This is a genomic window from Flavobacterium sp. ASV13, assembly GCF_000745775.1.
Classification (GTDB): Bacteria; Bacteroidota; Bacteroidia; order Flavobacteriales; family Flavobacteriaceae; genus Flavobacterium.
The window spans coordinates 139,929-152,877 of sequence record NZ_KN050752.1; the positions used below are offsets into that span (position 1 = coordinate 139,929).

The window sequence follows — 12,949 nt, forward strand, 5'->3', positions numbered from 1 at the left end:
TAATTTTAAAAATGTACAATACTTCTTTTATTAAGAAAATTCTAGTAGCTGCAACGGTAGTTTTTTTATATTCATGCGATAGAGATTTTAATGCAATTGGTGATGATTTAATTGGAGACAATCATTTTGATTTGACACCTGAAAAATATGATGTTTTAGCCTATAATCAAGAGGTAACGCCTATTGAGTCAAATGGATTGGCGATTAATGCTTTGGGTATTTATGATAATCCGGTTTTAGGTACAACAACAGGAAGTTATGTTACTCAGGTTGCTTTGTCAGAATATGCGCCAACAATTGGTGAAGGTGCTGTTATTGATAGTGTATATTTGAGTGTTCCTTATTTTAGCCATGTAGTATCTACTGATGCTGATGGTAAGCGTACTTTTGAATTAGATTCTGTTTTTGGGCCTGCTGACGGAAAAATCGATTTAAGTATTTATGAGTCTAAAGTTGTAATGCGTAGCAGTTTTTTTGATAACGGTACTCAATTGCCTCAATTGTATTATACAAGCGCTAATGATAATGCTGATTTTGACGGAAATATTGGTGCAAAGCTTAATAACTCAAGTAGTAAAAGTCAAAATACAGAATTCTTTTTTAACAAAGCTGAAATAACAGACAAGACGATTGATGCTAATGGTAAAGTAGTTTTGACTAAAGTAGCGCCGGAAATGCGTTTGATGTTAGATAAAAGCTTCTTCATGGATAAAATTTTAAATGCTCCTGCAGAAAAATTATCATCAGCAAACATATTCCAGGATTATTTTAGAGGATTATATTTCAAAGTAGCAAGATCGGGAGCAAATCCAGCAAACTTAGCTTTGATTAATTTTGCAACAGCAGGTAAAATTGTCATTAAATATAAGGCAAAAACGGCAATTACTACAGATCCTGACACGACAATGGAGGATAAGAGTATCACGATTAACTTGACTGGTGCTACAGCTAGTCTTCAGCAAGATGCGAAAAGTGCTAGCTATACAAGTGCAATATCAGATGCAAATATAAACAGAACAGAAGGTGATGATCGCCTTTATATTAAAGGAGGGCAGGGATCTGTCGCTGTTATTGAACTAAATGGTTTTGCATCTAAGCTGGCTGAAATTAGAACTAAAAACTGGCTTGTAAATGAAGCGAATCTGGTTTTTTATATTGATACAGATCAAATGTCATCTAAAGGCTCAGGCTCTTTTCAGGCAGATGAACCTAAAAGAGTTTATTTGTATGATTTGACTAATAATATACCTTTGATTGATTATTCTGATGGTACTTCTGGTGCACTTACAGGTGATCCTAAGGCTACAAAATATGTGTTTGGCGGTATTATTAATGTTGATGGAACTACTAAGCGAGGTACATATTATAAAGTTAGAATTACAAATCATATCCGAAATCTTATAAAAGATGCAACAGCCGTAAATGTAAAATTAGGTTTAGTTGTTACAGAAGATATAGGCGTGATTGCTTCTAATAGATTAAAATTAAAAAACAGCGTTATTTCAGCAGCGCCGAGAGGATCAGTTATGGGGCCATTAGGAACTGTTCTGTACGGAGGAAAATCTTCTGTTGCAGATGATAAAAGACTGAAACTTGAAATTTACTACACGAAACCAAATTAATAAATATATATGTGTGGAATTGTTGGATATATTGGCCATAGAGAGGCGTATCCTATTGTTATCAAAGGATTAAAACGACTCGAATACAGAGGTTACGATAGTGCCGGTGTAATGTTGTTTGACAACGAAACCGGAGTAAAACTTTGTAAAACAAAAGGTAAGGTTTCGGATCTTGAAGCTAAAGCGAAAGATAACTTAGCAACAAACGGAACGATTGGTATAGGGCATACGCGCTGGGCAACACACGGAGTGCCAAATGATGTGAATTCGCATCCGCATCTTTCTAATTCTGGTGAATTGGTAATTATTCACAACGGAATTATTGAGAACTATGCACCGCTTAAAGAAGAATTAATCAAGAGAGGTTATACTTTTAAATCGGATACAGATACAGAAGTTTTAGTAAACTTGATTGAAGAGGTTCAGAAAAATGAAAATATTAAGTTAGGGAAAGCAGTTCAGATTGCTTTAAATCAAGTTGTAGGAGCTTATGCAATTGCAGTTTTTGATAAAAAAAATCCTGATGAAATTGTTGCTGCAAGACTAGGTAGCCCTTTGGCAATTGGTGTGGGCGACGGTGAATATTTTGTTGCTTCAGATGCTTCTCCTTTTATTGAATATACCTCTAATGCAATTTATCTTGAAGATGGTGAAATGGCAAACATCAGATTGCACAAGCCTCTTAAAGTTAGAAAAATTAAAGATGACTCGTTAGTAGATCCTTATATTCAAGAACTTCAAATGAATTTGGAGCAGATTGAAAAAGGAGGTTACGACCATTTCATGTTAAAAGAAATCTACGAACAGCCAAGTGTAATTAAAGATACTTACAGAGGAAGACTTCATGCAAATGAAGGAATTGTTCAAATGGCTGGTGTTGAAGATAATCTTGAAAAATTCTTAAATGCAAAACGTATTCTTATTGTAGCTTGCGGTACTTCTTGGCACGCAGGTTTGGTAGCAGAATATATTTTTGAAGAGTTTACACGTATTCCAGTTGAAGTTGAATATGCTTCTGAATTTAGATACAGAAACCCAATTATAAACAAAGATGATGTTGTAATTGCAATTTCTCAATCGGGAGAAACGGCTGATACGATGGCGGCTATTAAATTGGCAAAAGAGAATGGTGCTTTTGTTTTTGGAGTTTGTAATGTTGTGGGTTCATCTATTTCAAGAGAAAGTCATGCAGGTGCTTACACACATGCCGGGCCAGAAATTGGAGTAGCTTCTACTAAAGCATTTACTACACAGATCACAGTTTTAACTATGATTGCTTTAAGACTAGGAAAAGCGAAAGGAACTTTGTCAAATACTGATTTCCATACTTATTTACAAGAATTAGAAATAATTCCTGAAAAAGTTGCTGAAGCATTGGAAACAAATGATAGAGCAAAAGAAATTGCTGCAGCTTTCAAAGATGCACCAAACTGTCTTTACTTAGGTCGTGGATATAACTTCCCGGTTGCTCTAGAAGGTGCTTTAAAACTTAAAGAGATTTCATATATTCACGCTGAAGGATATCCTGCTGCTGAAATGAAACACGGACCAATTGCTTTAATTGATGAGCACATGCCAGTTATTGTAATTGCGCCTAAACAAGGTCATTATGATAAAATTGTAAGTAACATTCAGGAGATTAAATCTAGAAGTGGTAAAATTATTGCTGTTGTTACTAAAGGTGATACACAGGTTCGTGAATTGGCAGATTATGTAATCGAAATTCCTGAGACTTCAGATGCATTATCACCACTTATTACTACAATTCCGTTGCAACTACTTTCATACTATATTGCAGTTATGAGAGGTTGTAACGTAGATCAGCCTAGAAATTTGGCAAAATCAGTTACTGTAGAGTAATTATTTAAAATATATAAATGTTAAAAAAGCGAGATTTAGGTCTCGCTTTTTTTTATTGTCGAATTTTTTTTCTGACCCCGTTATTTTTATTAAATCCTCAATTTTTTAATTAAATTTTATATGTATGCATACTATTTAAGATTTGAAAAGCCTCGTTGTTGCTGTTAATTGAATAAAACACAATGTGAAAAAGTTAAAATACTAACAATTTTAATGCGTAATATTAATTTTTTTTAACGTTTTTTTATTAATATCAAAAATATTTGTATTTTGGCTAGATAAACTAACCAAAAACCTAACCCAAATGAGAGTGTATTTGCTGATTATGTTGTTTTTCTGCGGCGTTTCCTTTGCGCAGAATTCAATTACTGGTTCTGTTACCGATAGTAACAAACAATCTATCCCTGGTGCCAATGTCAACATAGTAGGAAGTTCAGGTGGAACTTCAACTGATTTTGACGGTACTTTTAAATTGAATACTGCTTCTAAACCACCTTTTACTCTTAAGGTGTCAGCAGTTGGTTTTGAAACTAAAACAATTAGTGTTACATCTTTAAGTCAAAAAATTGATGTAGTGCTGAAAGATGAAGAAACTAAATTGGATGAAATTGTGGTTTCTGCTTCAAGAACTCCTGAAAGAATCATCGAATCTCCTGTAACTGTTGAAAGAATGGGAATTCAGGAAATTAAAAACACTACAGCACCTACATTTTATGATGGTTTAGAGAATTTGAAAGAGGTGCATTTTAATACCAGTAGTATTTCGTTCAAATCAATAAATACGCGTGGTTTTGCAACTGTCGCAAATACCCGTTTTATGCAATTGGTTGATGGAATGGATAATTCATCACCAGCACTAAATTTTGTTTTGGGTAACTTAATTGGTGTTTCGGATATTGATGTGGCTAGTGTTGAGCTTTTGCCTGGAGCTTCTTCAGCTCTTTATGGTGCAAATGCTTTTAACGGTATTATGTTTATGAATAGTAAAAGTCCTTTTACTAATGAAGGAATTAGCGTTTACTATAAATACGGTCAAACATCTCAGGATGCAGCCGGAACTAATGATTACAATGATTTTGGAATTAGAGCTGCAAAAGCTTTCACGGAGACTTTTGCTTTAAAAGCTAATTTCACTTATATGGAAGCTACAGAGTGGATTGCTGCTGACAAAAGAAGTATGACAAGTGGAGGTGATAGTCATGCAGTAAATCAGAATTATGATGGATTAAATATCTATGGTGACGAGGTTACTACTTTTATTCCAAATGTTGGGCAAGTAAGTAGAACTGGATATCGCGAACAAGATTTAACTGATAATAAAGTTAAAAGTATGAAAGCCGATTTCAGTGCGCACTTCAAACCTTGGAAAGATGATACTGAATTTATTGTTCAATATAAAATTGGTACAGGAAGTACAATTTACCAAGGAGCAAACAGATATGCTTTGAAAGATTTCTTAATGCAACAAGGTAAATTTGAGGTAAAAGGTAAAAACTTCTTTGGTAGAGTTTATTTTACTAGTGAAGATGCCGGGGATTCTTATGATATGAGATTTGCGGCATGGAACGTAAACAGAGCGGCAAAATCAGATACAGAATGGTTTACTAATTATGCGACTGCTTATCAGTATTCTGGAGCTGTGATGGGAACAAATGCAAATGAATCTGCTGCAATTGCAAGAAATTTTGCTGATTACAATATTCTTCCTCCTGCACTTTCTTTTCTTCCAAAACCAACAGGTTCTGCTAGATTTGAGCCAGGTTCAGCGCAGTTCAATAATGCACTTGCAAAAGTTATCGCTAATCCTGATTTGACTCAGGGAGCAAAATTTATCGATCACTCAAAATTATACCATTCAGATGTGAATTATAATTTTAGAGACATGGTTAAATGGGCAGAAATTCAAGTAGGAGGTTCTTGGAGAAAATATATTATGGACTCAGAAGGAACAATCTTTACAGATTATGATGGGCCAATTGAGTATAAAGAATATGGAGCATATGCACAATTGCAGAAAAAATGGTTAGAAGACAGATTGAAATTTACAGGATCTTTGCGTTATGACAAAAGCCAGAATTTTGATGGAAAGATTTCTCCAAGAGTTTCATTTACATATGCAGCTGGTGAATCAAAAAGACATAACTTCAGAGTGTCTTATCAAACAGGTTTCCGTAACCCAACAACGCAGGATCAATATATTGGTTTAGATTTAGGGCCATTTGCTTTAATTGGTTCGGCACCTGAAAACTTAGATAGATTTCAAGAGACTATGCCAGTTAGTTTAGCGGGTCAGGCTGCTGGAGCTCCTGCTACAGTGAATTTGTCTGGTCAAAATGCTTATCATAATGCTTATACTGTGGCTTCTGTTCAGGCATTTGCTGCGTCTGCTAATCCAGCGGATCTTGTAGTTGCAAATGTTGGTTTAGTAAAGCCAGAACAAGTTCAGGCTTTTGAGGCAGGATATCGTTCTGTTGTTCAAAATGATTTGTCAATCGATTTGAATGCTTATTACAATATTTATAATGATTTCATGAATACTGCGAGAGTAATTTCTCCTTATTATGGAACTGTAGGAACAAATCCTGCTGATCCAAATGTACAAATGACTTATGCTGCACTTGCTTTTGGTGACAGAAGAGTTTATCAGGTTTATACAAATACAACTGCACAGATTACATCATTTGGTTTTGGAGTTGGTTTGTCTAAAAAAGTATATAAAGATTTTGAATTGGGTGTTAATTATAACTATGCACAATTTGATTTTGATCAATCTCAAGATCCTAGTTTTGTGGCTGGATTTAATACACCAAAACATAGGATCAAAGCTTCTTTAGGAAATGCAAAAGTGGCTAAAAATTTAGGATTTAATGTAAATGTGAGATGGAACACAGAATATTTATGGCAATCTTCTTTCGGAGATGGAATGATTCCAAAAAATACAGTTCTTGATGCGCAGGTTAATTACGGTCTTCCAAAACTGAAATCAGTTATTAAAGTGGGAGCAACTAACCTTTTCGGAAAAGATTATCTTCAGGTAATTGGTGCCGGAGCAATTGGTCAGATGTGGTTTGCTTCTTGGACAATTAATCCATAATTAAAAGAAGTTAATTTGATGAAGTAGGTTTTCTTTCTATCCTTTCGATTGAAAATGAAGTAGAGAGAAGTATTAATTTTTTAAATTTTAAATGACATGAAAAAAAATATAAAAATGCTTTTATTGGTTTCTTTAACCTTTATGGCAGCATGTAATAATGACGAAAGTGATGCGCCAGCTGAAGTGCCGGTTGTTCCTGGGTCGGCAGTTTTAACTAAATACGTAGCGCTGGGTGATTCTTTTGCTGCAGGATATAGTGATAATGCTTTGTTTATAAAAGGACAGAGTAATGCGTATCCTAATATTTTAGCACAACAATTTGTTGCTGCGGGAGGAGGGGAATTTAAAAGCCCTTTAGCAAATGATAATATAGGAGGATTGTTGTTAGGTGGGAATGTAATTGCAGGAACACGTTTGTATTTTGTTGGACAAACTCAAACTCCGACAAACGTACCTGGAAAACCAACAACAGAAGTTACTACGCATCTTACAGGTACATTTGGTAACTTAGGTGTTCCGGGAGCAAAAAGTTTTCACTTATTAGCTGCTGGTTACGGAAATGTTGCCGGAGTTGCTACTGGTGCTGCAAATCCTTATTTTGCTAGATTTGCTAGTTCGGCTACAACATCGGTTTTGGCTGATGCTGTTGCGCAAAATCCAACTTTTTTCTCTTTGTTTATTGGTGGAAATGATGTTCTAGCCTATGCAACTTCGGGAGGAGTAGGAAAAGATCAAACAGGAAATACAAATCCAGCAACATATGGAGGAAATGATATTACAGATCCAACTGTGTTTGCGAATGCATATAATGCTTTAGCTACAAGTTTAACAGCTAAAGGGGCAAAAGGAGTGGTAGCAAATTTGCCATACATTACGGCTCTGCCTTATTTTACAACAGTTCCTTACAATCCGCTTACGGCGAAAATTCTTGGAAGCGGCAACGAGACAGTAGGTAAAGCAACGATACAAGCATTGAACGCTCAATTATATGGTCCGTTAAAACAAGCATTGACTGCTTTTGGTGCAGGAGACAGAATTAATTTGTTGTCTGAAACAGCTGCAAATCTTCCGCTTTTAATAAAAGATGAAAGTTTGACTAACTTATCAGCGCAGTTAACTGCGGCATTTACTCCAACATTGGGAGCGCAAACAGCTGCTTTTTATGGTACTGTATTTGGGCAGGCAAGACAAGCTAAAGCTACTGATTTGGTAGTTTTAACAACAAGAGCTGATATTGGTACTGCTCCAACTGCTGCGAATTCTGGTTTAGGAATTGCACCGCCGGCACCTTTGGATAAATTTGGAATAACATATCCATTGCAGGATAAACATGTGTTGGTTCCAACAGAAATAGCGGAGGTTAAAAAAGCTACTGATGCTTATAATGTAACTATTGAGTCAGTTGCTAAAGCAAAAGATCTTGCTTTCGTTGATACAAAAGCAACGTTGACACAATTGTCAAGCGGAGGTATTCGATTTGGAAATTTCGTTATGTCTTCTTCTTTTGCTACAGGCGGAGCTTTCTCTTTAGATGGAGTTCATCCAAGTGCAAGAGGTTATGCTTTGATTGCTAATATTTTCGTCGATGCAATCAATGCAAAATATGGTTCTACATTGCGTCATGTTGATTTGGCTACATATCCAATTCAATATCCGCAAGTAATACAATAATGCCAATTTTTTTTAGTAAAAAGCCACTCATTTTTAAAATGCAGTGGCTTTTTTTATTTCGCTAAAAAATACAATTTTAGTTATTTGAGGCCTTAGTTTTAGGAATCAAACAAAATCATGGTATTTTTTATGAAAAAAAAATTGATTTTATATTTTAAAAAATTATCTTTGCGCTCTGAAAAAAGAGGTATTTTCGATAAACCTAAATAGCTATTTAATAAATACATAAGTAATGTCAAAAGTAATAGGAAAAGTTGCTCAAATCATTGGACCAGTAGTTGACGTAGTTTTCAACGGTAAAGATGTTGAACTTCCAAAAATTTATGATTCATTAGAAATCACAAAAAAAGATGGAACATTATTAGTTCTTGAAGTACAATCTCACATTGGAGAAAACACTGTTCGTACAATCTCTATGGACTCTACAGACGGTTTGTCAAGAGGATATGAGGTAGTTGGAACTGGGAATCCAATCCAAATGCCAATCGGTCCAGATGTATATGGACGTTTATTTAATGTTGTTGGAGATGCAATTGATGGTTTAGGTGAATTGCCAAAAACTGGAGAAAATGGTTTGCCAATTCACAGACAAGCTCCTAAATTCGAAGATTTATCAACTTCATCTGAAGTTTTATTTACAGGTATTAAAGTAATCGATTTGATCGAGCCTTATGCAAAAGGAGGTAAAATTGGATTGTTTGGTGGTGCTGGTGTTGGTAAAACAGTATTGATTCAGGAGTTGATCAACAATATCGCAAAAGGTCACGGTGGACTTTCAGTATTCGCTGGAGTAGGTGAAAGAACACGTGAAGGAAATGACTTACTTCGTGAGATGTTAGAGTCAGGAATTATTAAATATGGTGATGATTTCATGCACTCTATGGAAAATGGAGGATGGGATTTATCTAAAGTAGATATGCCAGGAATGAGAGAGTCTAAAGCTACTTTCGTTTTCGGACAAATGAATGAGCCACCTGGAGCTCGTGCACGTGTGGCACTTTCAGGATTATCTATCGCTGAGTATTTCCGTGATGGAGCTGGATCTGACCAAGGTAAAGATGTATTATTCTTCGTTGATAATATCTTCCGTTTTACACAAGCAGGTTCTGAGGTATCGGCACTTTTAGGACGTATGCCTTCTGCAGTAGGTTACCAACCAACTTTGGCAACAGAGATGGGTGCTATGCAAGAGCGTATTACATCTACAAACAAAGGATCTATTACATCTGTACAGGCGGTTTACGTTCCTGCGGATGACTTAACTGACCCGGCGCCGGCTACAACTTTCGCGCACTTAGATGCTACAACTGTATTGTCTCGTAAAATTGCTGAGTTAGGTATTTATCCAGCGGTTGACCCGTTAGATTCTACTTCAAGAATTTTAACTCCTCAAATCTTAGGAAATGAGCACTACGATTGTGCACAAAGAGTAAAAGAGATTCTTCAAAAATACAAACAATTACAAGATATCATCGCGATCTTAGGTATGGAAGAGTTATCTGAAGAAGATAAACTTTCTGTATCAAGAGCACGTCGTGTACAACGTTTCTTGTCTCAGCCATTCCACGTAGCGGAGCAATTTACAGGTATTCCAGGTGTATTAGTTGATATTAAAGATACTATCAAAGGTTTCAACATGATTATTGATGGTGAGTTAGATCACCTTCCAGAAGCTGCTTTCAACTTGAAAGGTTCTATTCAAGATGCAATCGAAGCTGGAGAAAAAATGTTAGCTGAAGCTTAATATTAATTATGAATTATGAGTTATAAATTATGAGTATCATCTCACTTATAACTCATAACTTATATCTCAACTAAAAAAAGATGATTTTAGATATAGTATCACCAGAGGCAAAATTATTTTCGGGAGAAGTAACTTCAGTTACGGTTCCTGGAGTTGATGGAAGCTTTCAGATTTTAAATAATCACGCTCCTATTGTTTCTATTCTTGAGAAAGGAACTATAAAAATTGCAGCATCAAGCTTTAATTTTTCTAAAGAGGTAGCAAGTAAATTTGTGAGAGTTAATGACCAAACCTATACATTAGAGATTACGTCAGGTACAATCGAAATGAAAGATAATAAAGTAATTGTTTTAGTTGACTAATAACAATTTCAAGATAAGTTTAAAAGCCATTCACATAGTGAGTGGCTTTTTTTATTTTAAAGCTTTTTGAAAAATATTTTTTACTTTTGAAGTATTAAAATCTCTTTATAAAATATTGATTATGATGTAAAAGCTCAGTAAGCTTTTGCAGTTTCGTTTTATCGACTAGATAAGACGTAAATATTTATGTCAAATTTTATAAATAACAGAGATGAAAAATATATCAAAAGTTGCCGTTCTTGGCGGTGGCGGAAGAACTGGAAAGTTTCTTGTAAACCAGTTATTAAATGAAGGATTTAGTTTAAAGCTTTTACTAAGAAATCCTCAAAATTTCGAAATTCAAAATTCTAAAATTGAAGTCATTCAGGGCGATGCGCTCGATTTTGAATCCATACAATTATTGCTCAAAGACTGTCAGGCTGTTGTAAGTACAATTGGTCAAAGAAAAGACGAGCCTATTGTTGCAAGTACGGTTACAAAACATGTCTTGAAGGCCATGAAAGAACATGGAATCGATCGTTATGTTCTTCTTGCGGGTCTTAATATCGATGTTCCATCTGATAAAAAAAGCCCAAAAACGATTATGGCAACTGACTGGATGAAAACTAATTTTCCAATAATTCAGGAAGATCGTCAAAAGGCTTATGATCTTTTAGTTCAAAGTGATGTTAATTGGACGCAAGTTCGTGTTCCGTTTATTGAATTTACTGATAATAGTTCTGAGGTTGTAGTAGATCTTGAAGATTGTCTGGGAGATAAAATCAGTGCATTTGATATTGCTCAATTTATGGTTAAAGAAATGACCGAATCAAATTATAGCTGCAAGTCGCCTTTTATAAGCAAAATTTAGAGTAAAGTAGGAAACAGCGGGAACATCAAATCCTGCTGTTTGTTTATATCAAATTTCAATTTCATAACTTTGCTTTCATGAAATTACCTGAAAATCTTATTCAAAAGCTTGAAAATAGGAAGCAAAATAATTCGTTGAGAAAATTGCCAAGTTTTAATAATCTTGTCGATTTTTCTTCAAACGATTATATTGGATTTTCAAAATCGGAATCTATTTTTAAACAGGCTCATCATTATTTAATCGAAAACGAGTTTATTCAAAATGGTGCAACTGGTTCACGATTGATTTCAGGTAATCATTCTTTGTATCAAATTGCAGAAGCTTTTATAACGGAATTTCATGAGGCTGAATCGGCTTTAATTTTTAATTCGGGTTATGATGCCAATGCGGGCTTTTTTAGTGCTGTACCGCAACGAAATGATGTTATTTTGTATGATGAGTTAAGTCATGCATCAATTCGTGATGGAATTGTAATGTCGAATGCGAAATCTTATAAATTTAATCATAATGATTTTGAGGACTTAGAGCGCTTAATTTTAAAGTTTCCTGATACCAATATTTACATAGTAACTGAAACTGTTTTTTCAATGGATGGCGATAGCCCCAATTTGGAAGAATTAGTAAAGTTGTCGGAAAAATACAATTGTTATTTAGTTGTTGATGAAGCGCATACTTTAGGTGTTTTTGGAGAAAAAGGTGAAGGACTGATACAGGATCTTCAACTGCATAATCGAATTTTCGCCCGAATTATGACTTTTGGAAAAGGTCTCGGCTGTCATGGAGCTGTTGTTTTGGGAAGTCCCGAATTAAACGAATATTTAGTAAACTTTGCCCGAAGTTTTATTTATACAACAGGATTATCTCCGCATTCGGTGGCTACAATTTTGGTTGCTTATCAACATTTGGAAATTGAAAAAGAAACAATTAATGAACTTCGCCAAAATATAGTTTTCTTTAATCAACAGAAAAATTTATTGGGTTTAAAGCCAATGTTTGTCAGAAGCAAATCGGCAATTCAATCGGCAATTATTCCGGGTAATGAAAATGTTAAACGTATTGCCCAACAATTGCAGGACAAAGGTTTTGATGTAAAAGCTATTTTATCTCCAACTGTTCCTGAAGGTCAGGAACGTCTCCGTTTTTGTATTCACAGTTATAATTCCCAAGAAGAAATTAGTTGTATTTTAGAATTATTAGGAAATTTCGTGTTTTAGTCCACCGATGAAACGGATTTAGCGGGTTTGCACGGATGTTTATGAACGATTTATTGCATAAAGAAATAACTAAACCAATATTAAAGATATTTTATGATGTTTATAACCAATTGGGTTATGGATTTCTGGAAAAGGTTTATCAAAATGCAATGTATTTTGAACTGAAATCACAAGGATATAAAGTTGAAGCTCAAAAGCAAATCAAAGTCTATTTTAAAAATCAATTAGTAGGCGAATTTTACGCTGACTTATTAGTTGAAGATTCTATTATTCTTGAACTTAAAGCCTGTGAATGTTTGTCAAGTTCGCATATTGCTCAATTAATGAATTATTTAAAATCAACTCAAATTCAAGTTGGCTTGTTGTTGAATTTTGGAGAAACCCCAGAATTTAAGCGCATTATCTATACAAATAATAGAAAACAAAATATAAATAATCTGCGATAATCTGTTAGATCAGTTCGATCCGTGGGCTTTTTTTCTTCTCTAAAGTATTATATTTCCACACTTTTTTAAAAAAGTTTAATTTTTTT

The 12,949-nt window shown here is 34.6% G+C and carries 9 protein-coding genes; all 9 read left to right on the forward strand.

Annotated features, from left to right (window positions below; all coding sequences use genetic code 11):
- Positions 1–11: 11 nt before the first annotated feature.
- The 9 genes from GQ47_RS21265 to GQ47_RS21305 all read left to right on the forward strand — a co-directional run bounded on the left by GQ47_RS21265 (position 12) and on the right by GQ47_RS21305 (position 12,863).
- The gene (locus GQ47_RS21265; RefSeq protein WP_035652873.1) at positions 12–1,622 is read left to right on the forward strand and encodes a DUF4270 domain-containing protein; all 1,611 of its coding nucleotides are present in this window, start codon (positions 12–14) and stop codon (positions 1,620–1,622) included.
- Between the two features lie 9 nt (positions 1,623–1,631).
- On the forward strand, positions 1,632–3,482 hold the full coding sequence (gene glmS / locus GQ47_RS21270; protein ID WP_035652875.1) for a glutamine--fructose-6-phosphate transaminase (isomerizing): 1,851 nt from the start codon (positions 1,632–1,634) through the stop codon (positions 3,480–3,482).
- Positions 3,483–3,786: 304 nt separating this feature from the next.
- The gene (locus GQ47_RS21275) at positions 3,787–6,576 is read left to right on the forward strand and encodes a TonB-dependent receptor (protein ID WP_035652877.1); all 2,790 of its coding nucleotides are present in this window, start codon (positions 3,787–3,789) and stop codon (positions 6,574–6,576) included.
- A 96-nt stretch (positions 6,577–6,672) separates the two neighbouring features.
- The gene (locus tag GQ47_RS21280; RefSeq protein ID WP_035652879.1) at positions 6,673–8,247 is read left to right on the forward strand and encodes an SGNH/GDSL hydrolase family protein; all 1,575 of its coding nucleotides are present in this window, start codon (positions 6,673–6,675) and stop codon (positions 8,245–8,247) included.
- Positions 8,248–8,479: 232 nt separating this feature from the next.
- Positions 8,480–9,991, forward strand: a complete 1,512-nt coding sequence (atpD, locus tag GQ47_RS21285) for a F0F1 ATP synthase subunit beta (RefSeq protein ID WP_035652881.1) — start codon at positions 8,480–8,482, stop codon at positions 9,989–9,991.
- Between the two features lie 80 nt (positions 9,992–10,071).
- Positions 10,072–10,353: a F0F1 ATP synthase subunit delta/epsilon gene (locus tag GQ47_RS21290; RefSeq protein WP_035652883.1), complete on the forward strand. Its 282-nt coding sequence runs from the start codon at positions 10,072–10,074 to the stop codon at positions 10,351–10,353.
- 211 nt (positions 10,354–10,564) lie between these two features.
- Positions 10,565–11,203 carry an NAD(P)-dependent oxidoreductase gene (locus GQ47_RS21295; protein WP_035652884.1) on the forward strand — a complete coding sequence of 213 codons (639 nt, stop codon included), beginning with the start codon at positions 10,565–10,567 and terminating at the stop codon, positions 11,201–11,203.
- A 77-nt stretch (positions 11,204–11,280) separates the two neighbouring features.
- The gene (locus GQ47_RS21300; protein WP_035652886.1) at positions 11,281–12,417 is read left to right on the forward strand and encodes an aminotransferase class I/II-fold pyridoxal phosphate-dependent enzyme; all 1,137 of its coding nucleotides are present in this window, start codon (positions 11,281–11,283) and stop codon (positions 12,415–12,417) included.
- Positions 12,418–12,458: 41 nt separating this feature from the next.
- Positions 12,459–12,863, forward strand: coding sequence for a GxxExxY protein (locus tag GQ47_RS21305; protein WP_035652887.1), 405 nt, complete (start codon positions 12,459–12,461; stop codon positions 12,861–12,863).
- The last annotated feature ends 86 nt before the right edge of the window (positions 12,864–12,949 follow it).